The sequence below is a fragment of the Streptomyces sp. NRRL F-4489 genome, from assembly GCF_001509485.1.
GTDB lineage: Bacteria > Actinomycetota > Actinomycetes > Streptomycetales > Streptomycetaceae > Streptomyces.
On sequence record NZ_LLZI01000262.1, the window covers coordinates 1 to 26,165 of the forward strand.

Annotated in this window: 18 protein-coding genes and 2 pseudogenes; 9 read left to right on the plus strand and 11 right to left on the minus strand. The window is 71.9% G+C overall.

The window, feature by feature from the left end:
* Positions 1 to 301 (minus strand): annotated as a pseudogene (locus tag ADL22_RS27300) (DUF402 domain-containing protein); the annotation flags it as partial.
* Positions 302 to 2,650: 2,349 nt separating this feature from the next.
* Here ADL22_RS27300 and ADL22_RS27310 point away from each other — a divergent pair.
* Positions 2,651 to 2,896 carry a hypothetical protein gene (locus ADL22_RS27310; protein WP_159048733.1) on the plus strand — a complete coding sequence of 82 codons (246 nt, stop codon included), beginning with the start codon at positions 2,651 to 2,653 and terminating at the stop codon, positions 2,894 to 2,896.
* A gap of 695 nt (positions 2,897 to 3,591) precedes the next feature.
* On the opposite strand, the gene ADL22_RS27315 is transcribed toward ADL22_RS27310, so the two are convergent.
* The 4 genes from ADL22_RS27315 to ADL22_RS27330 form a co-directional block, all read right to left on the minus strand.
* Positions 3,592 to 3,921, minus strand: a complete 330-nt coding sequence (locus ADL22_RS27315) for a hypothetical protein (RefSeq protein ID WP_159048734.1) — start codon at positions 3,919 to 3,921, stop codon at positions 3,592 to 3,594.
* 1,640 nt (positions 3,922 to 5,561) lie between these two features.
* On the minus strand, positions 5,562 to 6,170 hold the full coding sequence (locus tag ADL22_RS27320) for a hypothetical protein (RefSeq protein ID WP_234430874.1): 609 nt from the start codon (positions 6,168 to 6,170) through the stop codon (positions 5,562 to 5,564).
* 135 nt (positions 6,171 to 6,305) lie between these two features.
* The gene (locus ADL22_RS27325; RefSeq protein WP_079064479.1) at positions 6,306 to 6,743 is read right to left on the minus strand and encodes an Imm63 family immunity protein; all 438 of its coding nucleotides are present in this window, start codon (positions 6,741 to 6,743) and stop codon (positions 6,306 to 6,308) included.
* A 137-nt stretch (positions 6,744 to 6,880) separates the two neighbouring features.
* A complete protein-coding gene (locus tag ADL22_RS27330; protein ID WP_079064480.1) occupies positions 6,881 to 8,137 on the minus strand; it encodes a DUF1152 domain-containing protein in 1,257 nt (418 codons plus the stop codon).
* A gap of 246 nt (positions 8,138 to 8,383) precedes the next feature.
* On the opposite strand from ADL22_RS27330, the gene ADL22_RS27335 reads away from it, so the two are divergent.
* Both ADL22_RS27335 and ADL22_RS27340 read left to right on the plus strand, forming a co-directional pair.
* The gene (locus ADL22_RS27335; RefSeq protein ID WP_066985389.1) at positions 8,384 to 9,769 is read left to right on the plus strand and encodes an STM4012 family radical SAM protein; all 1,386 of its coding nucleotides are present in this window, start codon (positions 8,384 to 8,386) and stop codon (positions 9,767 to 9,769) included.
* Between the two features lie 670 nt (positions 9,770 to 10,439).
* Positions 10,440 to 10,976 (plus strand): annotated as a pseudogene (locus ADL22_RS27340) (hypothetical protein); the annotation flags it as partial.
* A gap of 434 nt (positions 10,977 to 11,410) precedes the next feature.
* Here the strand turns inward: ADL22_RS27340 and ADL22_RS27345 are convergent.
* Together ADL22_RS27345 and ADL22_RS27350 are read right to left on the minus strand one after the other, a co-directional pair.
* Complete coding sequence (locus tag ADL22_RS27345) at positions 11,411 to 11,863, minus strand: hypothetical protein (protein WP_066985392.1); 453 nt, start codon at positions 11,861 to 11,863, stop codon at positions 11,411 to 11,413.
* 337 nt (positions 11,864 to 12,200) lie between these two features.
* Positions 12,201 to 12,428: a DUF6458 family protein gene (locus ADL22_RS27350; RefSeq protein ID WP_066985395.1), complete on the minus strand. Its 228-nt coding sequence runs from the start codon at positions 12,426 to 12,428 to the stop codon at positions 12,201 to 12,203.
* A gap of 363 nt (positions 12,429 to 12,791) precedes the next feature.
* On the opposite strand from ADL22_RS27350, the gene ADL22_RS27355 reads away from it, so the two are divergent.
* Entirely contained in the window at positions 12,792 to 13,511 is a 720-nt protein-coding gene (locus ADL22_RS27355) for a DUF2470 domain-containing protein (RefSeq protein WP_066985398.1), read from the plus strand.
* A 155-nt stretch (positions 13,512 to 13,666) separates the two neighbouring features.
* Positions 13,667 to 14,260, plus strand: coding sequence for a hypothetical protein (locus ADL22_RS36480; RefSeq protein ID WP_079064481.1), 594 nt, complete (start codon positions 13,667 to 13,669; stop codon positions 14,258 to 14,260).
* A 47-nt stretch (positions 14,261 to 14,307) separates the two neighbouring features.
* Here the strand turns inward: ADL22_RS36480 and ADL22_RS27365 are convergent, their stop codons facing one another.
* The gene (locus ADL22_RS27365; protein WP_066985401.1) at positions 14,308 to 15,153 is read right to left on the minus strand and encodes an LLM class flavin-dependent oxidoreductase; all 846 of its coding nucleotides are present in this window, start codon (positions 15,151 to 15,153) and stop codon (positions 14,308 to 14,310) included.
* 367 nt (positions 15,154 to 15,520) lie between these two features.
* Here ADL22_RS27365 and ADL22_RS27370 point away from each other — a divergent pair, with 367 nt between their 5' ends.
* The 4 genes from ADL22_RS27370 (at position 15,521) to ADL22_RS27385 (ending at position 22,381) form a co-directional block, all read left to right on the plus strand.
* Complete coding sequence (locus ADL22_RS27370) at positions 15,521 to 17,242, plus strand: serine/threonine-protein kinase (protein WP_079064482.1); 1,722 nt, start codon at positions 15,521 to 15,523, stop codon at positions 17,240 to 17,242.
* Positions 17,239 to 18,852, plus strand: a complete 1,614-nt coding sequence (locus tag ADL22_RS27375; protein WP_079064483.1) for a serine/threonine-protein kinase — start codon at positions 17,239 to 17,241, stop codon at positions 18,850 to 18,852. Before ADL22_RS27370 ends, ADL22_RS27375 begins: the two co-directional genes overlap by 4 nt.
* A 270-nt stretch (positions 18,853 to 19,122) precedes the next feature.
* The gene (locus ADL22_RS27380; protein WP_107116415.1) at positions 19,123 to 20,259 is read left to right on the plus strand and encodes an HAD family hydrolase; all 1,137 of its coding nucleotides are present in this window, start codon (positions 19,123 to 19,125) and stop codon (positions 20,257 to 20,259) included.
* Between the two features lie 226 nt (positions 20,260 to 20,485).
* Positions 20,486 to 22,381, plus strand: a complete 1,896-nt coding sequence (locus ADL22_RS27385) for a protein kinase domain-containing protein (RefSeq protein ID WP_066985429.1) — start codon at positions 20,486 to 20,488, stop codon at positions 22,379 to 22,381.
* 58 nt (positions 22,382 to 22,439) lie between these two features.
* On the opposite strand, the gene ADL22_RS27390 is transcribed toward ADL22_RS27385, so the two are convergent.
* From ADL22_RS27390 to ADL22_RS27400, 3 genes are all read right to left on the minus strand, one after another.
* Positions 22,440 to 23,975, minus strand: a complete 1,536-nt coding sequence (locus ADL22_RS27390; RefSeq protein WP_079064484.1) for an erythromycin esterase family protein — start codon at positions 23,973 to 23,975, stop codon at positions 22,440 to 22,442.
* 242 nt (positions 23,976 to 24,217) lie between these two features.
* The gene (locus tag ADL22_RS27395; RefSeq protein ID WP_066985405.1) at positions 24,218 to 24,835 is read right to left on the minus strand and encodes a hypothetical protein; all 618 of its coding nucleotides are present in this window, start codon (positions 24,833 to 24,835) and stop codon (positions 24,218 to 24,220) included.
* A complete protein-coding gene (locus ADL22_RS27400) occupies positions 24,832 to 26,163 on the minus strand; it encodes a DUF7224 domain-containing protein (protein ID WP_066985408.1) in 1,332 nt (443 codons plus the stop codon). Before ADL22_RS27400 ends, ADL22_RS27395 begins: the two co-directional genes overlap by 4 nt.
* Between the last annotated feature and the right edge of the window lie 2 nt (positions 26,164 to 26,165).

Genomic DNA, 26,165 nt, shown 5'->3' on the forward strand with positions numbered 1-26,165 from the left:
CGCTGAACCAGGCCGCCGGCGGCTTCCACAGCAACAGCTCGGTCTCCTGCCACACCGCGTCCGCGAGCTCCCAGGCGCCGGTCGCCATCGCATCGAACGCCTCCGTGCGCACCGACCGGTCGCCCTCGGCGCGGGCCTTGGCGTAGAGGGTGGGCCAGCGGGTCTCGGCTCCCGGCGAGCAGGCGGCCACCAGAGCCTTGTTCGTGTCGGCGACGACGCGCAGCGCGTGCTCGCTCCACACGCGGCCCGTACGGTGTACGTCGCGCCGTACGACCGTCTGTCCCGCCTTGAAGCGCTTCACCGGTTCCTCCTCCGCGACGGGCCGCCCGGGGCGTCCGGCGGGGTGGGCACCACCTCAGCGCGGTCCGGCCGGGGTGGGCAAGCCGCCGTTCGGGGGCGGCTAGACCAGGCTCGTGGTGGGCTTGCCCAGCAGCCGCGGCCGACCCGCCCGGCCTGCCGACCCTCCCGGCCTGCCCGGCCTGCCCGGTCTGCCGCCGCGTTCACCGCGGCTGGGGTGGCGAGGCCAGAGGCCGGCGGTCCTTGCCGGGGCCGACAACCCGCTACACCGGCTGCTCGGGCCCGTGTTCGGTCAGCAGGGGCACGGACGTGGTCGCTACCGTGATCCACCCCTTGGGCCGGGCACGGTCGGGGAAGGCGGTCTGGCCTCGTTGCCGGTGCCGCGCGGCGTGAGCGGGGGCGAAGAGGAACAGGAGCGGCGGGAAGGGCCGCTCCAGCGACGGCCCGGTGTATGAGTCTCCTGCCAGTGGGGCGCGGGGCGTGGGCGGTATTGCCGCGCGCGCGACGCCGGGGCGCTGCAGTAGTAGGTGTCGTAGCGTTCCGGATTGGCGAGCTGGCGGGCGTAGACATCGGGCGGTTGATCTCCACGAATGTGTGGGAGCCGTCAGGCGGGAGCAGGACGCCGTTGGGCAGGCGCCAGGGAGTCGGCCGGGGTGGGGCGGGGCGGGCTGGGGAGGGGTGGGCGACTTCCACCTGCCGGTCGCTGTGGTCGGCCGCCCCGGCGTGGTGGAAGGCGATGACGGTGTCGACCAGGGCGAAAGCGTGCTCATGCAAGGCTGTCTTCGCGGCCGCGCGCTGTTTCGGTGGCCCGGTCGGACTTCGGGGTGAGTTCGCCGCAAGGCGGCGGCTTGCCCGGGGCGCTGTCGCGGGAGCGGCGTGAGCGGCTGCGAGGAGTTCGCCCCGTCGTGGTGCCGGGCTTGGCCGGTGGAGTGGCAGCGGGCCTTCCACCTCCTCCGGCTCCGCCTGGAGGCCGGCGGCGCTGCCGACCGAGCCCGGTGACGTCGGGCATCAGGGCGAGGACCTTGGACGGTGGGTGTGGTCGGTCCGGCTGGGCTGAGCTGGGGCGAGCCTGACGATCGTGCAGCAGTGGATGTGCGAGCAGGTCCTCGCCGATTGAGGCCGCGGCCGAGGAGGAGAAGCCGCCCCCGCGCCGTATGCAGGCCGATAAGTGAGCGATGAACGATGCTGCGGCCGGCAGTTCTTCGAGGGCGAGGGGCCCCTGCGGGTGCCGAGGAAGCGCGTCGGACGGTTCGTCGTCGGCGAGGTCAGGAGGAGCGGGAGCTCCGGGTCGTGGTGTGGTTCGGGACCAGCGGAGCAGGGCCGTGACGCTGTCCCGGAGCGGGTGGAGCAGTTGTCCGCGATCGGGATGCGGTGGACGTAGTTGAGGAGGCCGCCTGCCGCGCCACAGCCGGCGGCGACCACCGGGCGCGGCCGGCACCGGAGCGGGCGCGCCTGAGCAGGCGCCCCTACGTAAGTGCGCAGCCCGGCTGCCCGGCCATCCGGTCTCACAGGCCCCTGGCCGGCCGTCGGCGCCGGGCTGATCGCGGCGGCCCGGCCGACAACGGCCCAACGGACCGGCGATGGCCTGACCGCAGACAGGCGCCTGCTCTGCACAGCGCGGCGCCGTACGGGCCGCGCAAGCTGGGCCGAGGGCCGTTCGCCAACCGCCGGCAGGTGGCGGGGACGGCGGCGCGAATGCCGACAAGCGCGAGACCCTCTTGTGAGGTGGTCGCCCGGCGTCGGGCGGAGCGGTCCCGGCCGGGCGGCGGACCGCCGGAGCCGAGCGGCCGGCGTCCCGGTAGGCCCGGCCCTCGCCCACCCGGGCGGCAGGCCGGAGGCGCAGCACGGGACCGGCGGCCGCCCGCTCGCCGCCCGAGCAGGAGGGCGTCAACCGACGGCCCCAGACATCCCTGCCGTTGCCGTTGCCGTTGCCGTTGCCGTTGCCGTTGCCGTTGCCGTTGCCGTTGCCGTTGCCGTTGCCGTTGCCGTTGCAAGGGTGCTCCATACGTCCGCGGGTCCTCCTCCAGCCGGTGGTACTGCGACTCGACGCCGTGTTCCGCCGTGGGCGGGCCGGAGGTTGGGGCGGTCCTTCACCCTGGTGACGAGCCAGCGTGGTGCAGAGCATCGGCGTCAATGCCCGAATTCGACACCCGTATCGGTTTCCTGGCGAAAAGACGTCTAGGCCGTGAGAGCAGCTAGGCATAACGTTCGCGGGGACAGATACCGTCTCGTCATTGACTGGGGGATTTATATGAAAAAGGGTCGTATAGCAGGGACAGTGGCCTCCCTGGCACTGGCCTTGGGGGGAACGATGGCCTTCACGCCGAGCGCGGTAGCGGACAGCGGGCCGCCGGTGACCGCTGTTCCTGCGTCCGGCACTTCCGCGGCGCAGGCGTGTTGGGGCCAGCCGGAGCGCGGCAGCGCGGGCCACTACGGCAACAGCGGCTGGTGCGACTCGGGGCGGTACCGGCAGGTGATCAGGTGCCAGACCCTCGGGGACTACCGCTACGTGCACTACGGTCCCTGGGTGTGGGCGCCCGAGAAGAGCACCGCGTGGTGCAACCTCGGCGACAGGGTCATCGATACCTGGCTGGAGTAAGCCAGGCACCCCTTTCGGCAGTAGGCGCCTGCCGGCCCGTAGGGATCCGCGGACGGGCCGGCAGGCGGCCAGCTGGGCGGCGGCGAGTGCTCCCCAGCCCGGCCCGTCGAGTGGACCCCAGCCCCAGCCCGACCCGGCCCGGTACCGCCCGCGGCGACGCGCCGGGCGGTCGGCCACGGTAGGACCCGGCGGGCGGCTGCCTCCAACAGGGGCATCGCCCGAGCGAGCGCCGGACGATGCGGGGCATGAGCGGCGAGCGCGGCCACGAGCCGGGAGACCACGGCCGCGCCGCCGGAGCCGGCGGCCCCCTCCCTTCAGTCGACGGCCGGGCCACCGAGCTGCTCAGCAGGGCGTGTGCGAGGTGCCGGCCGGCGCCGGGAAAGCGACCGGGCGCCGAGGCCGGGGACCGATCTCGGTCCCAAGCGGCAGCGGGTTCCGGGTCCGCCCCGGCGTGGTCACGCCGCGGCCGGTGACGGCCGGACGACGGCCGGCAGCGGCCAGGCCCGCATCCCCGCCCCACCCCCGCTACCGACCCCGTCGCGGGACGCCGGCGGAAGCCGCGCCGCCCTCAGTGCGCTGCGCGGCGCACGGCACGCCAGACGAGCCGCGCCAGGCAGGCACCGCGTCATGCGAGTCCTGGGAGGGAAGGCTTCACCGGGTCCGGTCCGTTGCCTGGTCTCCCCCCTGGGCGGCGGTCACCGACGCCCGCACTTCCCGGTCGCTACCGCGACGAAAACTCCCCTGTAGGGGGCGAGTTCCGGTACCCAGTACTGGTCGGGAATATCCGATACGGCGAGAGTCGCATGCCAATCACCTGACGTCAGGACAATCGTGTACGGTCCGACGAGTCCCAGCTTCCAACCCCGTTGCTGCAGTCGCCGCGCGACCAGATGAGCGTCCTGCATGGTGGTGACCCGATCGGACAGACGCCTCGCCGATACCATGCAGATCCCGGTCATCAGCTTGGGGTTCAAATCCGTGTAGACGCCAAGCCCTTCGCTGGCGGCGCGCATCTCAGCGGTCACCTCGGCCCGCGTCTTGTCAGGACGCGGAGACGATGACGATGACGCCGTGCCGGACGGCGACGACGACTTGGCGGGTACAGCGGTTCGCGTGTCCGCTGCCGAGCACCCCGCCACCGCCACCACCCCCACCGCAAAAACAGCCGCCAGGAACCCCAACCGCCTCATTCGCCCCCCGAGCACACGGCACCTTGCACTGCAATGAACAATCGAACGGAAGTGTGCCACGGTTCACAGGCCAGGTTTCTCTCTCAGCGTCTGGCGTCCTCCCCGGCGAGCACGCCCCGCCCGTGAGGCCCACGCCCGGCCCGGCAACCGGACAACCCGGCCATCGCCTACGGCCGGCCTCCCGGAGCACGAACGGCTGGCCTGCCACCGCAGCACAGCATCCTGGAGCACGAATGGCTGCGCCTGCCACCGCATGACGTTGCGTAGCGCACCAGCGGCATCCACTCGGCCCAGCCGCAGCGGCCCGACGGCACTCAGCGGCTCCGACCTTCCGCGGCGCTGCCGTCCCGCGGCGCCGACGAGACACCAGGCAGCGGCGGATCCCCGCCCGCGGGGCACCGGCACACGAAGAACCTTCCCACGCCCTTGCATGACACAACCGCGCGAGCGAGCAGGGGCGGTGGCCCATCCCGGTCGGCCCACTCCGCGCTGATCCGGACAACGGGCAAGGTGCGGAACGCTGGTGGCGCCGGCAGGCCGACAACGACGGCGGCGGTTCCGGGCGCCGGCCGACAACCCCCAAAATCCGGTGGCAGCACGCGGCACCACCGCGGAGCCAGCCGTGAGGGCTGTGCCGCGCCACGACGACATGCGGGCCGCCGAACCGCGGCCAGACCGCCGAACGGCGGCCGGATCGACGGACCCCGGCCGGGCCGCCGACAAACCGGCGGCTCGCGGGGCAACCCACAACGCACCGACGGCGAACGGCCATCCGCACGACGCCGGGCACGCGGGCCCACGAGGCAGCCGGAGCCGTCCAGCCACCACCGGCAGACGGCCGGACCACGACGGTGCAAGAGCCGACAAGCCCGAACCCACCGCCGGGCCCGCGGCGGCGCCCGGAGGGCTGCACCAGAGCGGCCGACTGCCGCGGCCCTCCGGGCGGCGCTGCGCGCCGGCAACGAGCAAGCCCGCAGGGCAGCGACCGAGCCGCGGCCGGACAACGGTCAGCGGTCAGCGGTCAGCGATCGGACAGCTGATGTCGGTGACAGCCGGTCCTGAGCCCAGCTGCAGGCGGCGCCCACAGCAGGCGACCCGGCCCCGGCCCGCCGCCAGGCCACGCAGAGCCGCGGACCCGACAACAACAGCAGCCGTTGCCCTGCCCATCGGCTGACGCTGCCCGCTGCCGGCTAGCCCCTGGCCACGCCCCGACCCCACCCCGGGTGGTTAGCGCGATCACAGCCCACGGCAAGCAGCCACCGCAGGCCCCGCTCAGGCCGACAACGCGCGCGGCCGCAGCGCCCCAACCACCCCCGGGGCGCAGGACGTAGCCGCCGCACGCAAGGGCCCCGCCCCAGCCGCGTGGTCACGCCAGCCGGGGCGGCCCAGGCCAGCAGCCGAACAGCAGCCGCGATGGACGCGTCATCGAAAGCAAGACCGGCGGCCCGCCCCGGTCCGGCCCGATAGCCGGTCGATCAGAGGTCGGCGGTATCGAAGAGGGGATCGAGTGGATCGCCCTCGTACCCAACGACACGACAAGCCTCGGCCAGCGGCCCCCGGGAGAGCTCCACGAGCCGGGCAAGGGCCGCCGTCTGGGATGGCAGCTCGGCGGGGTCGATACCGAGCGCCCGAGCCGCAAGATCGCGTCGCCGGTCAAGGTCCGGCACGTCATCCCGGAACGCGTCGACGACCGCCTGGAGTTCTCCGGCCGTCCGACCGGGAGCGTCCTGCCACCACGGTGCCACCAGACACAACCGCACCAACTCCGGCAGCCCAACCGCGAGCAAGCCGGCCTCGCCGTCCAGGCTCACATAGACCACCGGGCGTTCCTCACCGCCCTCGCCGACGAAGCAGAACGCATCCCCCGAGCCGGCCCGCGCGAACTGCTCCAGCCTGGCACCGGAGGCGAGTTGGATGCCTTCCTCCAGCTGGTGAGAGGCCGGGTCGGTCGCATCGAGATCCGCCACGCCGGCAAAGAACGCGACAGCCGCCTCGTTGGTTCCCAGGAGAGGCAGCAACGCCCCCGGCACGTTGGGGCGGCGGGCGGGTCCAGCGGACTCGGCCCGTGCATTCGATCCGTTCACCCCTCCACGCTATCCCGGGCCCTCACACAGCGGCCCGGGCAGGCCGCCAAGGCGGTCGGCGGCCGCGAGGGCGGTCGGCGGCCGCAAGCCGCCGCAAGGCTGCACACTCCGCATACCACCGGAGCAGCTGATGCATCACCACGACAGCGGATGCGCATCTACGTCCTCCAACCGAACCCCCGGGCATTTCGTGGGGATGCCTGCCCGGAACTGCTCCGCCCACTGGGAGTCGAGGCGACGGAGGAGCTCGACCTGCTTGGCAAGCCAGCCGATCCGCGTGTCCCGACCTTCGGGAAAGCGGTGCCGCTGCTCCAACTCCCAACGCATGGACAAAGAACAGGTGGCATCAAGGGCGATCCAATACAGGGCCTCGGTCAGGTCCGCGGTGGTGCGGTGCTGCAGTTCCTGACCGCGCTCCCGCACGATCCAATGGATGATCCCGTCACGGACCTCGATGTAGGGAACAGCGGCGTCCCGGCGGCCGAACGCAACCAGGTCATACCTACGCCCGCCGTAAAGCTTGGCGGACATCTCGTACACGGCGGCTTGTACATCCCCAACCATTATCGTCATGACGACGATTATCGCGGCTGGTCAACCGAGGACGCACGCCCCCCTCGCGTCGAACCCGCAGCCAAGCCCCGAGACCGGAACAACACCGCCACAACCCCAAGGGCGCCGACAGCGGTCCCGCAGACCGCGGAGTGCCGTCACCCCGCCAGTCGCCACAGCGGCGCGGCCTCCCGTGAAGGGGAAGCCGCGCGCAGGTGACTGCGGAGTTCGGCCCAAGCAGCGTGGTCCAGGCCCAGCTCCTCGACGATGCGGCGAGAGGTGACGTAGGAGATTCCTGCACGGGCGGTCCGGCGTTCCCACGAGGCGAAACGGACGCTCACGGGCGGCAGCGGGGCGGCATGGCTTGCGGTGGCGGGATGGCCGGCGGGGGCAGACGTGGCCGGCGGAGCGGCGGGACCAGTGACGGGACCGGGAGCGGCCGACGGGGCGCCGCGGTGACTGACGATGCCGGGAGCGGCCGGCGGGGCGGTGGGGTCAGCGATGGCGCCCGGTGCGGTCGGCGGGCTGAGGGATGAGGGGCTGCCGACCACGCGGGCGCGTTCACGTTCGCGGGCGATCTCGGAGAAACCGCACACCCGTTGACTTGCACGTTCCGCTTCGGCAAGGTCCCTCGTTCCGGCCAACTCCCTTGCCAACGGGTTCAGTTCGAGAGCGTGGGCCAGGGTGAGGCGGTAGACGGCGGGGCTGGTGGCGGTGAGGGTGACAGGGTGCGGGGCGTCCCGGATGCCGCAGACTCCGCGGATCCCGCGGGCCGCCGCGACCAGCAGGGCACTCGCCTCCGAAGGATGCCAGTCGAAGACCCGCGCGACAGGCAGCGTGTCGGCGGCGGTCAAGGTGCGCAAGGGCGTACCCAGCCTGGGCAGCAGGACCGATGCGGGGACCTCGCAGTCCAGGCCCGGCCCCGCCACGTACACGAAGGCAGGCAGCGCGGTATGGGCGGCGGCGGCCAGGGCCAAGGCGTCCCCCAAGGGGCTGCGCAAGGTGGGTTCGGTGCCGTCGGCCACGACGTCGCCGCCGACATCGACGATATCGACCCGGTCCGCCCGGCAGTACGCGGCCGCCTCCTCGATCTGCCGGGCCAGCCCCCTGGCGCCGCCGTAGGGGTCGAGCAGACCGAGTTCCGGCCTCAGCGCAGCGGCCAACCCCGGCAGCAGCGACCCGGCCGGCGGGCGCGGCGCGGTCGCCGGGGTGACCAGGCGCAGCGTCGGGCCGGCCGGCACGGTACCGGTGAAGTCGGACGGCCGGCGCGGCCCGGGCACCGGGTCGACCACCAACCGTTCCCAGGCATAAGTCAGGACCAGGGCCGGTTCGCCGGCCCCGTGGAGGGCGGCGTGCACCATCGCCGCCGTGATGGCGTCCCCGCCACCGCCAGCCGCCAGGAGAAGTCGCTTCATGACGACAGGGATATCCCAAAGCGGCGCGCCGATTCCAGGGTGTTGCGGTTTCACCCCGACCGCCCGGGGAGTTTCCTATGCCAGGCATGGGAGCTTTGAGCAAGAGGACGAATCATCCAACACGGGCCGGGTTCGGGCGAGTTACTTCATGGGTTCGCCTCATGTCGCCGTTGCCCCGTTGTCGACCAGGCTGTTCCCGGCGCGACGTGATCCTCTGGCACTGTGGCCGACCGGAAGGAACCGCACGTGGCAACCTCCTTACCCCTCCCGACAACCTCCTTGCCCACCCCCGAGGAACCGACCACCCCCTACAAGCAGTACGCATACGCCTACCCCCACCAAAAGGCCTACCGGCTCGGCACCGACCGGCCACTGCTGTCCGAGGTCTGGGCCGGCGAACGGCTCGACGCCCTCTCCCTGTACCTCCACATCCCGTTCTGCGAGATGCGCTGCGGATTCTGCAACCTCTTCACCCGCACCGGAGCCCCGCACGAGATCACCAGCGCCTACCTGGACACCCTGGCCCGACAGGCCCGCGCCACCCGCGAAGCCCTGGAAGCCAACGGCAACCCCCACTTCACCCTCGCCGCGTTCGGCGGCGGCACCCCCACCTACCTCACCGCAGATGAACTCACCCGCCTGTGCGACATCTGCGAACACACCATGGGCGCCGACCTCAAGGCGGTCCCCTGGTCGGTGGAGACCTCACCGGCCACCGCCACCGCCGACCGCATCGCGGTCCTGGCCGAACGGGGCGCCACCCGGCTGAGCATCGGCGTGCAGAGCTTCCTCGACGAGGAAGCACGCGCCGCCGCCCGCCCGCAAAAGCGCGCGGAAGTCGAAGCCGCCCTCGGCAGACTGAAGGACGCCGCCTTCCCCATCCTCAACATCGACCTGATCTACGGCATCACCGGCCAGAACGAGCGCACCTTCCAGATGTCACTGGACGCGGCACTGGCCTGGGAACCCGAGGAAATCTACCTCTACCCCCTCTACGTCCGGCCCCTGACCGGACTCATGGCCCGCCACAACACCAACAACACCCAATGGGACCAGCAGCGGCTACAGCTCTACCACTTCGGACGCCAACACCTCCTCGCCGCCGGATGCCGCCAGACCTCCATGCGCGTCTTCAGCCGCATCGGCTCCCCCGCAGCCGACCACGCCAACGACCACAACATCAGCGAATACAACCAGCAAGCCGGCATGGTCGGCCTGGGAGCCGGCGCCCGCTCCTTCACCACCAACCTGCACTACACCACCGACTACGCCGTCGCCATACCCGAAGTCAGACGCATCATCGACCACTACATCGCCACACCCACCGAAGAATTCCAACACGCCCAATGGTCCTACCCCATGAACGAAGACGAACGACGCCGCATGTTCGTACTGGGCACACTCTTGGAAACCAGCGGCCTGCCCATCGAACGCTACCGCCAACAATTCGGCAGCCTGCCGCAGGAAGACTTCCCCACCGAATTCGCCCTGATCACCGAACGCGGCTGGGTGCAACACGACCAGACCGCCCTACGGCTCACCCGCGAAGGCATGGCCTGGGCCGACGCCATCGGCCCCCTATTCTTCTCCCCACAAGTGCACCACGCCATGACCACCTACCAACACCGCTAACCCCACCAACACCCCACACACCACAACCCAACCCAGCCCGGCACAGGGACGCGGCCGGAGAGGCGGCCAGGCGGCATGCGGCCGAGAGCACCCGGTCGGCACGGGCATGGCAGCGAACACTGCGAGGAGATGGAACGCCACGGGGCGGGACATGCAAGCCAGCCGGCCCCGCGGCCTGCAGCAGCGGTAAGCCTCGCACATCGCCATGACCGAAAGGCAACGCGAGCGCAACGTAACCGTCGGCGCAGGCAGTTGCCGGCGGACATGTCACTGACCGCGTGCTGCGAATGCCGCCGGCCGGGCGACGGCCAACAGGCCCACGGCCCGACACACCGACAGCGACCCACAGCAGGCCCCAGCCGCATGACAGCCCTGGCCCGCCCATCGGCCGACGACGACGGTTCGGGATGGCGCAACGGCCAACACCGCAGCAAAACAGAAAAACGCACGACGAACCCGACCGCACACCACCCACCACCCGGAGAACAGCCACACGGCGACGCCAGACCAGAGAGGCGGCCACTGGTCTCGTGCCCGGACGGCCCCGAAGCCGCCACGACCTCGTCACCGCGGACAAGGGCTACTCATCCACCAAGATCCGCGCCTACCTGCGAGAGCGTCTTCCACGGGACAACCCGTAGCGTGTGGGGACGAACTGGGGGGTGGGCAAATGCGACCGGCTCTGCTGATGGACGTGGACGGGCCACTGAATCCCTATGCAGCCAAGCCACACAGGCGCCCCGAGGGCTACGGGACCCACCGGCTGATGACACCGCGGTGGCAGGCGGCCCAACGCCGCCGGCTCGACGAACGGGGCCTGCCCCACAAGGCCGTCAAACCACTGCGGGTCTGGCTCAATCCAGCTCATGGGCCGGCTCTCGCAGCACTGCGCTTTGACCTGGTGTGGGCCACGATGTGGGAAGAAGAAGCCAACATCTACCTAGCGCCTCTCCTGGGGCTGCCTGCGCTGCCGTTCGTTGCCTGGTCCGATCCCCCGCCCCCAACCGACGACGGCTTGTTCCGGAAGACCCCGCGGATCGTCTCCTGGGCACGTAACCGCCCGTTCGCCTGGATCGACGACCAGATCACCGATACCGACCGCGCCTGGGTCCAAGCCCACCACCACGCTCCAGCGCTCCTCCATCACTTCGACCCGAAGACCGGGTTGACAGAAGACGACTTCGCCGTGCTGGCAGACTGGGCGAGCCTTGCAAGCTGTCAGAGCCGTCGCCCCTCCACGTCCCGCAGAACCGGACCGGTCGGCGTCGACCGGCGGCAGGCCAGCAGCGGGCCCGCCCCGGGCCGATGACCTCCCAGCTCTCCCGAGGCGGCCCCGGTCCCCCACCGCCGGCACGGCGTGACTGCCGCTGTCCAGGGTCCGCAATGCGTCCCGGTGCGTCCCAAGTGCCTTGTGGAAGCGGGACGAGGAACTCGCGCCAGTGATCGAGAAGGCCCGTGGCAACGGCGAGGTCGTGCAGAAGGGGCCCGGACGCTGGTGCCGGCGGTATGCCGCAAGGCCGTCGGCGGCCCTCGCGCGATCCCCAGCTCCGGTCGGCCAGCCGGCCCCAACAGCCCGACAAAAGACGGGAATGGCCTTGGGGTTGAGCCTGAGCTGAGAAAGTTCGCCGAGGTCCGGCCTCCTCAGCCCTGGTCGTCCCTGTTGGTGATCCGCTTGATGATGGGGCGGGTTGCGTAGGTGGCCGCTACCGTCGCCAGGGCGGCGATGGCCGCGGCGGGCACGGATGGAATCGGCAGATGGATCAGGTGCGCGGAGATCGTGGCCACGATGAAGATGGCCATCACGCCTGCCGCCAGCAACAGGGTGAACAGCGTCTCGGTGAAGGAAGTCTTTCTGCGCACGCGGGCATTGCGGTAGTGCAAGGCCAACGCGCCCACGATCAGGCAACCGGCCACCAACTTGGCGACGAGGCTCCACGGGCTCGGGAGATCGACGGACGCTCCCGCGGCGAACACGGCGAGAGCCGCGATGGCCCCGGACGTGCCGGATGAAACCTGACGCGCGTACTCGTCACGCGTCTGTTGCTGGCGGTGGTGGATGACTTCGAGCGCGGTCTGAGCGTTGTAGGAGGTCATGAGCGTCCCTGTGGTTTCGCTTCTCCGTGTACTTTCCTATGAGGAAAATACAGCCTTCTTTCCTGATGGGCAAGGAGATGCTTGGCGGAGTTCACCGTCCGGGTCGCATGACACTGACGACGATGTGCAGGGCGGGACCTCAGCGGCAGCACCCGCAAGTCCCGTCCCGGTGGCTGCCGTTGGGGCCGCCAGAAGGTGGGACGTCGAGCACATCCCTCCGCAGGAGACGTTCCTCGGACGCAGGGAGCGGAAGGGGAAACTCGCCGCTTCCTCAAGTACGACCGCGCGTCGCCCCCCCTGCCCCCGGAGGGGCATTGGTTCGTTTCAGGTGGGGCTGTTACTGATAGCGCCGGGTTTCCTCCACGTCGACGACCGGGGCGGCCGGCGGGGGCGGCTGGGTGCGACGGCGCTTCAGGATGCTCACGTAGGTGGCGATGCCGATGAAGCCGACGATCATCAGGATGACACCCACCAGGTGGAGATTGATTCCGGACATGTGCCAGTCCACGGCGAAGGTGAGAACCGCACCCACCGCCAGCAAGACTATGCACCCACCGACACCCATGGTGTCAGCCTCCCTTTCCCTTGACAGCAAAGCGTGCTTGATGCCCGGGTACCCCCTTGCCCGGGTGTCATACGGGCAAGGGGGTCGGCGGCGACAAGAAGGGGCACGGGCGCCCGCGGCCGAGCCGGCGAATGGACTGGCGACGAACGCCGCCTCCTCCCGGCGGCGTGCACACCAAAGCCGAACGGCTGCTCGTAGCGGAGGGGACAGGACGGCAGTTCGGGCGGAGGCGGGGAATGGGCCGCACGGGTGGCCGGTTCGGGTGCCAAGGCACAGGAGGCGGGATGGCCAGTCGTGAGCCGAAGAGAAGTGAGTTAGGTTAGGCATACCTAAGTTGCTTCCCTCGCTCTAGGAGGAGTTCGGATGCGTCCAGCTCGTGCCCGTGCCATCACACCCACCGCTGCGGAGCGCGTTCGCTCGATCCTGGCTGTTGCCCACTCCATGACGGTGGTGAGCGATGGGGTGCGCAGCGAAGTCCGCCGTCTCGATGGTTCGGGAGCGGCGGGCCTGTTCCATCTGCATGCTCCCGGTGATGGCTTCGGCGCTCCTGCGGCCGGCGAGGACTCGGTGGGCCGCGTACCGGTCCGCCTGGAACTCACGGACATCGCACCCACCCCCGTACGCGACCGGCTGCGCGCGCGGGTCACCGTGGCCGGGCTCCTGGCCGCCCCGTACAACCCTCGTTCCGAGAAGAGCGCGTGCCTGGAGTTCGGGCAGGCCGTGCTGGAGGACGCGGTGGGACGGACCTACGTCACGCTCCCGGACCTGGAAGCAGCCGAACTCGATCCGCTGGCGAAGCACGAGGCGGACATGTTGGCCCACCTCGTCGCCGCGCACGGCGAAGTCGTCCCGCTCCTCCTCCGCCTCGTCCGGCCCATTCCCAACAGTGGGGTGTTGCGCGCGATTCCGGTGGCCATGGACCGTTACGGCATCACCCTGCGCCTTGAGTACGTCCGCGCCCATCGGGACGTCCGGCTGCCGTTCAGCACGCCCGTTACCCGAGTCGAGCAGGCCGGCCCGCAGATCCACGCTCTCTTGGCCAAGGCTCGCCGGCTCTCGCACACCGGCCGCATCCTGGCGTGAGCGCGGATGACGCGGTTGTTGTCGGCGGCCTGGCTGCCTGGGCGTTCCGAAGGCGTCGCCCGTACCCATCAGAGTCATGACCCGTGAGCCCTGAGTCGTGCGTCATGAGTAGGAGTACTCATGTTTGGTGTCCGCGATGCGGGAATCATGGGGGGATGTCGATGACGAAGAGTACGGGAGTCCGTGTCGGGGTGGTGCCGATCGCGGTGTTGGCTTTTTTCGCCGCGGGGTGCGGTAGTGAGCGGCCAGGCACCGAGACGCCGGCCGGCAGTCCGTCTCGGGCGGCGGCGGTGGAGCCGAGCAGGCCGGGGGCGCCGAAGAGGCAGGTGGACTTCCCTTGTCCTGGAGAGACGTCTGGGCCGACTCCCTCAGCGTCCGCGGGGCCCACGGGACCGGCCGGGCCTCCGGCCGACCACTACGCCGAGAATCACGGCTTCAAGGATCCCATCCAGCTCCATGGCCAGCGCCGCTGTGAGGGGATCGCCGCCGTCAAGCGCGTCAAGAACGCGCTCGAACCTCTCCGCGTACGGAAGAGCATCGACTTGGAGAGCGCCCGCCGCGCCTTGGCCTCGCTCGGGTACCCCGCCACTGGGGTGGAGGTCACCAAGGTGGAACCCGGCGTTTCCTTCCTGATCAACGCCTCCCCCCTGTGCATCGAAGGCAAGGTCAATCCCCACTTCGTCGAGGCGGATGCCTTCGGGGGCTACCCGGACGGCACCGGATGCGAGCCGCCCCGCGGCGGTCACTGAGCTCGATGTGCCGAGTCCGGCGAGTACGGCGTGCGCCGATTTGAGCGTCAGAGGATGTCGGCGAGGCGGTCTGCTTGGTTCGGGTCGAGGCCGTAGCAGTAGAGCATGACCTCGTGGGCACCGAGGTCGGTGAACGCGGCGATCGCGGCGCGGATCTCGGCGGGGGTGGTGAGCAGGCCGGCGACCATCCGGTCCGGCGTGCCGGTGAAGGTGTAGTAGGCGTGCATGGTGGCCCGGGCGTCGTCGATCACGTTCTGCGGGCCGAGTGCGACGTTGATCTGGGCGACCATGCGGGGTTCGCCGTCGCGGCCGTACTCGTGCCAGAAGGTGCGGACCGTTTCGAACAGGCTGCCTGCCCAGGAGGGCGCGGCGGCGGCGAGGAAGCCATCACCCCAGCGTGCGACGCGTCGGAGTGCGGCGGGCCGGAAGCCGCCGAACAGGACCTGGGGGCCGCCGGGCCGGGCGGGTGCGGGGCCGATCGGGCCGATACCGCCGCCGTACGGTTCGCCGGCCCAGAGGCGGCGCATGACCGCCATTTGTTCGTCCAGGCGCCGGCCACGGGTGCGGATGTCGAATCCGGTGACGTGGTGGTCGTCGTCGCGGCCTCCGATGCCGAGGCCGAGGACCAGGCGGCCGCCGGTCATGCGGTCCAACGTGGCGGCCTGCTTGGCCAGGAGGGCGGTGTCGCGCAGCGGGGCGAGCAGTACCTCGGTCTGGAGGCGGATACGGGAGGTCGCGCCCGCGAGGACGGCGAGGGCGACCAAGGGTTCCGGGTTGTCGTGGACGAGGCGGTCGAGCAGGCCGAGGGTGCTGAAGGGGCCGGCTTCGGCGCGCTGGGCCCAGGTGAGCAGGGTGGTGGGGTCGCCGATGGGCAGACCGATACCGATGTCCATGATGAAGACCTCAGAAGGGGGCGGGGTGGTGATGTCTGCTGCCGCCCCTTCGGCACCTCGGTGAGGTGGGACGCTCCCGTTCTGCGGCGTACTTCGGGGGAACGTCTCGTTGAAGTGACGTCAGGCCAGGGCGGGTTGGGTTCGGGCGGCAAGTCAATTGTTTGGGTGGGGTGGGGGTTGGGCGGGGGCCGGGCTCCCGGGCCCACGGTCTCCCGGCCCCGTGCTCTGCCGCCCCCCGGCGCCTGCCTGCCAGGCACCGTTCTCGTTCCATCCATGCGGCCCTCGCCCGATCCGTACCCCCGGCTAAGATCCTCACAAGTCCAGGGGGGAGGGCGTATTCCGCATGGGGATGCCGGGGATGACTGGGATGCCGGGGTTGTCGGGAGGCGACGGTCCGGGGTACGTGGGGCCGTATCGGACCGTTGGCGTGCTCGGGCAGGGCGGCATGGGGCAGGTGCTGCTCGGGGTCGCGCCGGACGGGCGGCTGGTGGCCGTGAAGCGGGTGCACGCGGATCTGGCGGAGGACCCCGGGTTCCGTACGCGGTTCCGGCGGGAGGTGGACGCGTCGCGGCGGGTGTCCGGGGCGTATACGGCGCCGGTCATCGACGCCGCTCCGGACGCGCCGACGCCGTGGCTGGCCACGCTGTTCCTGGCCGGTCCTTCGCTGAGCGAGGCGCTGGAGGCGGGCGGGGCGCTGCCGGAGGCGGCCGTGCGGCTGCTCGCGGCCGGGCTCGCCCAGGCACTGGAGGACATCCACCGGGCGGGGCTGGTGCACCGGGACCTCAAGCCGTCCAACGTGCTGCTGATGGAGGACGGCGTGCGGGTCGTCGACTTCGGGATCGCCCGCGCCGCCGACCACGAGACGAAGCTGACCCGCACCGGCGCGCTGATCGGCTCGCCCGCGTTCATGTCGCCCGAGCAGGTGCGGGGCGAGGAGCCGGGGCCGGCGAGCGATGTGTTCTCGCTCGGGGTCACGCTCGTCACGGCCGGCACGGGCCGGTCGCCGTTCGCCGGGGACTCACCGCTCGGGGTGATGCACGCCGTCGCCCACGAGGCGCCCGACCTGGACGCCGTACCGGCGCCGTTGCGGCCGATCGTCGAGCCGTGCCTGGCCAAGGATCCGGCGGCGCGGCCCACGCCGGCCCGGTTGCTCGAACTGATCGGCCCGCTGGTCCCCGCGGCGCGGCCGTGGCCGGAGGCGGTGTACGGGCAGATCGCGGAGCGGCGGGCCCGGGCGGCGCGGCTGGCGGCGACGACGGGGGCGGCGTCCCTGCCTGGCCAGTCCGCGCCGGCGGTTCCGGATGGCGCCGGATCGCCGGTACCGATCGGGCCAGACATGGGGCCGACGCGGCCGCACGTGTCAGCCCTGGGCCAAACGCCGCCGCCCGTAGCCGGCATGGGGCCGGATCGGCCGCCCGGGCCGGCCCCGGCGGCGGCGCGGGGGTCCGTGCTGCGCCGCCGGCCCGGGTGCCTGCTGGCCGCGGTCACGGCGGGGGTGGCGCTGGTGACCGCGGTGGTGACCGTCCTGGCGCTCGGGCCCAGTGACGTGTACCACTCGTTCTTTCCGGAGCCGGTGCCCACGCCGGGTTCGGTGCCGCTGGCGAAGGTGGCGGACAGGTACACCAAGACCGTTCCGACGTGCGCGCAGGCGGGCCGCGGTATCAAGGCACCGGCCGGTTTCGACAAGCCATGGGGCAACTCTCCGGGTATTTACCAGTTTCCGGACGGCGGGGGCCGTACGCACCCGCAGAACAGCTGTGTCTGGACCACCCGCTCCGGCGACCAGATCGACGTGATCTGGGATCTCTACCACTCCCGTACGGGCGGGCCCACCGGCGCCGAGCAGGCCAAACGGCATTACGAGGGGCTGTACTTGGGCAGTGGGACGCCGCGCGACCCCGGGCTCGGTTTCGCGGAAGAGGGCATGTGGCTGGCGGAGCCGACGGAGGGCGGCTGTGTGCTGTATGTGCGGGATGTCAATCTGTCGCTGTTCGTGGCGTTGAAGGGCGTCCACTATCCGAAGGGTGTCTGTGAGGGCGTCACCAAGGACCTGGCGCGGCAGAGTGTGGCGGCGGTGAAGGCGCTGTGAGCGGTACCGGGAACGGCCCTGGGGGCAGTTCTGGTAGCAGCACTGGGAGCGGTTCTGGGAGCGGTACGCAGCCGCTGCCGGCGCAGGCCGGGCCGTATCGGCTGCTCACCGAGTTGGGCCGGGGCGGGATGGGCCGCGTCCTGCTCGGGGTCGCACCGGACGGCCGGCCGGCGGCGGTGAAGCTGGTGCACGCCAGGCACGCGGCGGACGAGGGGTTCCGGTCCCGCTTCCGGCGGGAGGTGGCGGCGTCCCGGAAAGTGTCCGGCGCGTACACCGCGGCCGTGCTGGACGCCGACGCGGACGCCGAACTCCCTTGGCTGGCCTCGGTGTTCGTGGCCGGTCCGTCGCTGGGTGCGGCGGTGGAGCGGACGGGTGCGCTGCCGGAGGACGCCGTGCACCGCCTGGCGGTGGGACTGGCGACGGCGCTCGCCGAGATCCACCGGGCCGGTCTCGTCCACCGCGACCTCAAACCGGAGAACGTCCTGCTGGCGGAGGACGGCGCGCGGGTCATCGACTTCGGCATCGCGCGGGCGGCGCGGGCCGGGGACGCCACCGAACTCACCGGCACGGGCTGGGTCGTCGGCTCGCCGCCGTTCATGTCGCCCGAGCAGGCGGAGAGCCGGGAGCTGACCGGGGCGAGCGATGTGTTCTCGCTCGGTTCGGTGCTGGTGCTGGCGGCGACCGGGCGCAGTCCGTTCGCCGGGCCGTCCGCGCTCCAGACGCTCTACAACGTCGTGCACACCGAGCCGGACCTGAGCGGGGTACCCGGTTCGCTGTACGGGATCGTCGCCCGGTGCCTGGCCAAGCGGCCCGCCGACCGGCCCGCGCCGGCCGAACTCCTCGCCCTGCTGGGCCCGGTGGCCCCGGCGGACCGCCCCTGGCCGCCGGCCGTGCAGCGGATGGTCGACGCGCAGCGGGCCAGGGTCGAGGGGCTGCTCGACGGGGACCCGGAGCGCACGGCGGTCCTGCGGGGCGCGCCCCCGGCCGCGCCGCGGACAGCGGTGCTCACCGCCTACGACGCCCCTCCCCCGCCGCGCCGCCGCCGTACCGTTGCCTGGGTGGCCGCGGGCGGGGTGCTCGCGGCGGGGATCGGGGTGGGCGCGTACCTGCTGGCGGCCAGTGGCGGCGGCCCGCCGGACAGGTATGTGACGATGCCGGTGTGCGCCGAGGCCGTGGGCAGGCTTCCGCTGCTCGGGGAGCGCAGGAAGGACAAGGACGTCTACGTCGAGCAGGACAGCGCGCGCACCCAGTGCTTCTGGTACGGCAGGGACGAGCCCCAGCCGGATGGTTGGAACTGGGCCGCCGACGCGAGCGTTTCCTGGGAACTGCGCCGCTCACGGCCCGAGGAGAACGCCACGGAGCGCCAGCGGCAGGAGTTCGCCGACGGCGCGAAGGGCGAACGGGCGGAGACCGGGCTCGGTTTCGGCGAGGAGGCGTACTGGACGGCCGCTGCCTCGGGGAGCGGCCCGAAGAGCTGCCAGCTCAACGTCCGGGACGGCAACCTCGCGGTCCATGTCTCCCTCGATGCCGCCAAGCACCCCGCCTGCGAGGCGAACGCCCGGGACATCGCCAGGGCCGCGTTGGCGGCGATGCCGCGGGGCGGGAGCTGACTGGGGGGTGGGGCGAGGGCCGGGCACCGGTGGCTCAACGTGCCGAGCTCCGGGCTGAGTTGAGGGCCCTGAGATGCCGAGCCGTCGGGTGCCGCGCCGGACCACCGACCGCCGGCCAGGCACCCCGCGGCCCACTTGGCCTACCCCTGATCGTCCGCCTCACACCCGCCCGCCGCGGTGAGATCGCTCATGGGCACGGCGCGCCGGGCCCCGTACGATGGCGCGCCGCTGCGGACCGGGCAGCGTATGGCTCTCACGGAACGGAACACCATGGCAGTACGGGTAACAGGCAGGCCGGCGGTGTGGGGAACGGCGGGCGCACTGGCCGCCGCGGTCCTGGCGGGCGGTGTGCTGTGGCCGGGCGGCGGCAAGGCCGAGGCCGCCGGTCCGCCGCCGCGGGCCGCGGCCGCCGCGGCGGCGGAGCTGAAGCACTGGCCCGAGCCCGTGGCCGCGAAGCTCGGCAAGGTCCTCGTGGAGCACGACCACAAGGGCGCGTACGCGGTCTTCGACGCCGACAACACCACGTACCGCAACGACTTGGAGGAGGCCCTCCTCCCCTTCCTGGAGAACAAGGGCGTCCTGACCCGCCGGACCATGGACCCGTCCCTGAAGGTCATCCCCTTCAAGGACACCCCCGGCCACCAGGAGAGCCTGTACAGCTACTACAACCGCCTGTGCGAGGTGGACGACCAGGTCTGCTACCCCTGGGCCGCGCAGATCTTCTCGGGCTTCACCCTCAAGCAGCTCAAGGGCTATGTCGACGAGCTGATGGCGTACCGCGAGCCGATCCCCGCCGAGTCCTACGAGAACGGGAAGCTGACCAGGACCGAGGTCCAGGCACCGCGTCCGTACCGCGGCATGCAGGAGCTGTACCACGCGCTGCGCCGGCACGGCATCGAGGTGTACGTGGTGAGCGCGGCCTCCGAGGACCTGGTGCGCATGGTGCTCAGCGATCCGAAGTACGGGTACGACGTCAAGCCGGAGAACGTCATCGGCGTCGCCATGCTGCTCAAGGACCGCGGCACGGGCGAGGTCACCAGCGCCCGCAAGGAGATCGCGGCCGGGCGCTTCGATCCGGCCAAGCTCGCCGACCGCGAGCTGACCCCGACCCTGTGGGCGCCGCTGACCTGGTACGAGGGCAAGCCGGCGGCGATCCGCACGTATATCGACCAGTGGCGCAAGCCCGTGCTGGCGGCGGGCGACACCCCCAAGAGCGACGGGCCGATGCTCTTCCACTCCACCGACGTGCGCAACGGCGGCGTGCGGGTCTGGGTGAACCGCAAGGACAGCGCCATGAAGGAGCTCGACGCGATGAAGCGTTCCAACGCCCGGCGCCAGAAGGAACTGGGGCAGCGGGTCACGGCCGACAAGCGGTGGCTGACGGTGACGCCTGATCAGATCGGGTGAGCCGGGGCTGGCTGAGGACAGGCACCTCGGGGCCCGGGAGCCGGGCGCGTTCGGGCGCGTTCCGGCCTCGGGTTTGCGGGCTTGTCGGCAATCAACCGCTTTGTAAATGACGGTGCGTCAGCCGCGCGGTGGGTCGTCGAGGGCGGCCCCGGCGGCGCGCCGGCCGCCCCCTATGCTGGAGGCCGCCCGGCCGGAACCGGCCGGGCCGACGACGCGGGAGGGGTTTGTGGCAGCGCTGGATCCGGACGACCCGCGTTCCATCGGCGCGTACCAGCTGCTGGGGCGGCTGGGCGCCGGCGGGATGGGGCGGGTCTTCCTCGGGCGCTCGCCGGGCGGCCGGCAGGTCGCGGTCAAGGTGGTGCACGCCGCGCTGGTGGACCAGCCCGGCTTCCGGGACCGGTTCCGCCGGGAGGTGCGGGCCGCCCGCGCGGTCAGCGGGGCGTTCACCGCGCCGGTGATCGACGCCGACCCGGACGCCGACGAACCCTGGCTGGTCACCAGCTACATCGCCGGCCCGTCCCTGGAGAAGGCCGTCGCCGAACGGGGGCCGATGCCCCCGGCGCAGGTGTTCTCGCTGGCCGCCGGGCTCGCCGAGGCGCTGATCTCGATCCACGGCGCCCATCTCGTCCACCGCGACCTCAAACCGTCCAATGTGCTGCTCGCCGCGGACGGCCCGCGGGTGATCGATTTCGGTATCGCCCGGCTCACCGAGGGCACCTCGTTCACCGCGACCGGCTACGCGCTCGGATCGCCCGGTTTCATGTCGCCGGAGCAGGTGAACGGTGAGAAGATCGGGCCGGCCAGCGATGTCTTCTCCCTGGGGACGGTCCTGGCGTACGCGGCGATCGGCGGCCACCCGTTCGGCAACGGCCATGTGGCGTCGCTCCTGTACCGCGTCGTGCACGACTCCCCGGATCTCGACGCGATCGCCGACCCGGCACTGCGCGCGCTGATCGCGGACTGCCTGGCCAAGGATCCGGCCCGGCGCCCCACTCCGCGCGAGCTGCTGGCCCGGTGCGGCGGCGCGGCCGCCGGTACCGCCGTGCGGACCACGGCCGATGCACCAGTCATGGCCGACGCCCCGTCCCTGGCCGCCTCTCACGGCGCGGGGGCGCCCCACGCCTTCGCGCCGCCGCCCGCGCCACCCGCACCCGGCAGTCCGGCGCCGGCCGCCCTCCGCATCCCGGCGGCGACCGGCCCCGGTGCGGGCCCGACACCCGTCGCCCATCCCCACACGTCCGCCACTCCCCCACCGGGCGCGTCAACGCCAGGCACGCCGGCGCCGGGCACGCCAGCACCAGGCATGTCGGCGCCGGGCATACCGGCGCCAGGCATGTCGACGCCGGTCCCGCAGCCGACCGGCCCGGTGGTCCGGCGCCGCCCCGCCCGCCGTACGTTCCTGATCTCCGCCGCCACGACGGCGGCCGTCGTCGCGGTGGGCGTCCCCGTCGCCCTCGCCTTCACCGACGACACCGCACAGGGATCGGCACCGCCGCCCACGGCCAAGGGTCCAACTCCCGTAGCGTCCTGGCCACTTGACGAACGTTCAGGCACCCTTGCGCGGGATTCGGCCGGCAGCCACGACGGCGCCGCGTCCGATATCCGCTGGGGCACGGGGTCCGACGGCGGCGCCCTCTTCAACGGTCTCAGCAGCCAGATCAGCACCCGCGACCCGGTGCTGGACACCGCCCCGGGACACAGCTTCACGGTCTCCGCCTGGGTGTTCCTCACCAGCGCCAACGGCTTCGCCACCGCCGTCAGCCAAGGGACGTCCGGCGGCAGCGCCTTCTACCTCCAGTACGCGGGTGCGGACCGCCGGTGGGCGTTCTCCCGGCCGGGCGTCCGCGCCCTGGCGACCCAGCCGCCCGCCCTCAACACCTGGACGCACCTGGTGGGTGTCTGCGACGCGGCCAGCGGCCGGCTCCTCCTCTACGTCAACGGCACCCAGCAGGCCACCGCCACCGACACCCGCCCCACGACCCCGCCCGGCCCCCTCCTCATCGGCCGCGCCACGCTCGACAGCCGTCCCGTCGACTACTTCACGGGCCGTATCAAGAACGTCCAGGTCTACGACCGCGCCCTGAACGCGGAACAGATCGCGGCGCTCAACCGGGCCGGGTAGGCCCCGAAGACCGGGGCCTACCCCTTCCCCCACCCGCCCCGGTCAGCGGGCTTATCCGCTACCGAACGAGGTCGGCGCTGACGGAGGTGTCCGGGACGCAGATCACTCCGTCGAACGCCTCCAGCGCGGGGACCTCGATGAACGCGGTGTCCAGGCGAGTGCGGGCCGGCTCCGGCAACCCGTGCCGGCGCGCGTACGCGCGCAGCGCCCGCGCGTCCACCAGGGCCGGCTCCTCCGGCACGCCCGCGAACAGCGCCTCGACGCTGTCCGGCGCGGCTTCCGGGGTGGCGGCACGGCCCCAGCGCATCCCGAGCGGGTGGTGCGGGTCCGGCACGTTCTCCACCGTCTCCCCGCCGTTGCCGGTGAGAGCGATGGGCACGTAGTCCGGGCCCAGGGAACGGGAGAGCAGGTTGCCCATGGTCGTCAGCGCCAGGGGGCCGTCTGCCTGGTTGGCCGAGCGCTGGATGTGCGCGTTGTGGCCGACCAGGACGATGCGGGTGCCTGGTTCGGACCGCCGCAGGCAGTCCAGCAAGGTGTCGGCCAGATAGCGTTCCCGGGCGGCGAAATTCAGGCCGTCGGGCGCGCCCGCGAGCGCCTCGGCCATCGCACGCTGGGCATGGTCGGTGGCGACGGCCGCGCGGACGTCCGACAGCGCGGTCTCGTACGCCGCCTGCCCACCGCGTTCGGTGTAGACCTCGCGCAGGTCCGTGACACGGCCCAGCAGCCGGGCGAGCGCGGTGGTGAGACGGTCCTGCACGGCCGGTTCCAGGCCGAGCCTGGCGTAGGCGGGCACCATGACCGTGCCGCCGGAGATCGGCTCGGCGACCTCCCGGGCGGCGTCCACGAACCGCAGCGCCGCCGGGTCCACGGTGGCCAGGTAGGCGGCGACCGGTTCCAGTACGGGCGCCAGCGAGCCGCCCGCCAGGGGAATGTCGCAGCCCACGAACCGCACCGGCCGCGCCGCACCGGCATTGCGGCGGCGCAGCCAGCGCAGCGTGTCCCGGCACTCAACGGGCTGGCCCAGGCGTCCGTTCCTCCCGCACCCGCTCGTCCTTGTGCTCGTATCGCTGTTCGCGCCGGTGGCACCGGCGTCCCGGGGCTCGCCGTCCCGTGGGGCGAGCAGGTCGTCGATGTCGCCGGGGCCGCCCTGGACCCAGGCATCCACCGCGCGGCCTTCGGCGGCCCCGAACTCCATCGCGTAGACGGTGAATCCCAGCTCCTGGACGAGGAAGCGCAGGATGCGATCGCGCAGCAGCCCGAACTCGCGGATCTGGTGGGAGTTTTCGCCGAGGGCGACGACGCGGGCGTCGCCGACGAGGTCCCGCAGCGGCTCCAGATCGGTGAGCGGGGCGTCCAGGTCCGCACCGGTACGGGGGTCGGCCAGCCGGGCGGCGTGGCGGGTGACCCATCGTGTGAGTTCGGCGGGGGCGGCCGCCAGCGTCGGTTCGGCCTGGGGCAGCAGCTCGCGCAGGTCGCGCAGCTGCTGCTCCGCGCCCGGCTCACCAGGGGTGTTGTCGTCGTTCCGACCGTGATTCCGATCGTTACCCAGATCGTGATTCAGACCGTGATTCCGGTCGTGATTCCGGTTGTTCATGAAAGTGCTCCGAGGTGTGCGTCATCAATCGTCGGAGCCGGGCAGCATGAAACACCGCACGGGCGGATACCGGAGTGCGGCGAAGCTGTGGGAATGCCGATCGCAGCTCGCCGCTAGGCGGCGCTGCGGGGCTTGATGAACCAACCCTGGCCAGTGCAGAAGAACATGTCCGCGACCTTAGCGAGGACAGCCGCAGGGCGCATCCCCATTTCTTCGGCGAACATTCCCTGCTCCGCGATGAGTCAACGCATTCCGTGCGTGCCCTGCGCGAGAGGGTTGAGGAGCGGGCGGTTGCGGCACAGGGCGAGCGTGCAGCCGGCGGCGAACAGGCAGGCGGCTTCGGCGATGCCGAGGAGGGAGGTGGCGTCATGGACCGGCCACGCCCAGGGCGCGGCGGAACCGCCTGGCCGGCGGCCGGCGGCGGCGCAGGCCAGGGGCAGGGCCGCGACGCAGATCATGGCGATGCCCGGGCCGAGCAGTGTGCGGACGATCAGCGCGCAGCCGAGGAAACCCAGGCAGTTGCGAGCCAGCGATACCGCCTCGGGTCGATCCCAGAGGAGGTGCGCGGTGGCTCCCAGCACGGTGGTGAGGGCGGCGAATCCCAGGCACAGGGCCGCGTTGCGGAGCCCGGCACGGCGCCGGGCGACCTCCTCGATGAAGGCGTCACCGCGGTCGATGCCGTGGACGAGCAGCGCGACGGGGACGACTCCGAGGATTTCCGTGATCAGAAGCCGGCCGGAAGCGCCGACGAGCGCGGGGACCGGGATGGCCTCCTGCCGCAACCAGACGGCCGCGCCGTACACCGCGAGGGTCGCGGCAGCCACCGCGGGGGCGTTCTTGGCTTTGAGCCACCAGATCATCGCGCGGCCTCCTCCTGCCCGCGGGGCGCGGGGACCGGGGCCGGCCGGGTGGTGCAGTCGGTCAGGGCTCGGTAGTTGCGCGTGAACCAGGCCAGTTGCTCACTACGTGGGGCCCGCAGGACGCGGGCGGCGACCGCGTTCGCCTCCGGCCCGTATCGGCCGGCCATCAGCCGGGGGTCGGTGCCGGCGGTCAGCGCGAGCCAGACAACCGTCGGTGCGTAGGTGTCTTCCGTACCGGAGGAGCGCCGGCTGTCGGCGCAGGCGGCCGGATCGGCGGGCAGCAGCGCGGCGCCGACTCCCGCGCGCACTTCGGAGGGCGTGGGATTCCGCCACAACCCGATGAACGCGGGCCCGTGGCTGGCGTTCGGGTCGTGATCGGGGTTGGGACTCGTGTCGGAGCCGGCGGCCATGGTGAGTGCGGTCGGTACGGTGAGGCCGGCCTGGCGGAGGCGGTGCAGGGCGTCAGCGGCGTGTTCCCGGATCATCGCGGGCGGGCCGGCCTCCGGCCACAGGCATATCTTCGGCGCGTCCCCGGCGCACACCAACACGTCGGTGCGCCGTGCGGTGACCGGGTCGGCAGGCAGCCCGTAGGCGAGACCACCGCTCCCGGCCAGACCGACCGCCACCGCCGTACAGACCAGGACGGTGCGGGTGCGGCGGGCAAGGACCGTCAGGGCGGCCACGGCGGCCGCGATCACCCCCAGTGCCAGGACCAGCGCGCTGGCGGCCGCACGCCAGTTGAGTGCCCGGTCCAGTGAGCAGCAGGAAGTCATCCCACCGGCCACCATGTGCCGCAGCCACAACGGCTCCATCGCCGCCGGGTACGCCATCACCGCGAAGCTTCCGAGCAGTGCCAGGGGCACGCTCAGCACCCGTGGCAGCCGCCGGCCGAGCAGGAACCCGGCGAACGAGTGGGCTGCCAGCAGGCTCAGCCAGATCAGGACCACGCCCAGGACGGTGCCTGGCGGAGGTACCACCGCACCGAGGTGACCTGCGGAAACGGGCACAGCCAAGGCGACTGCCATGCCGAGCGCGCCGAGCGCGAGGACCGGCACCAGGAGGGGAAGGGCTACGCCGGTCCAGGAGCGGGCGGGGGCCCAGTGCGCCACGGCGCCGCGGGTGCAGCGGGCGCCTTCCCAGGCACCGGCGGTGGCGCAGGCGGGGGCGACGAAAGGCAGGGCGAAGCTGGCTGATCCCAGTGCGCTGGGCCAGTAGCGCGGGGTGACGCCGGCGGTCAGGTCGTCGGAGAGCAGCAGGACGACGAACGCGACCAGGAAGGGGGCCAGCCAGATGGCGGCGGACGAGCGCAGGACGGTACGCCACAGCACGG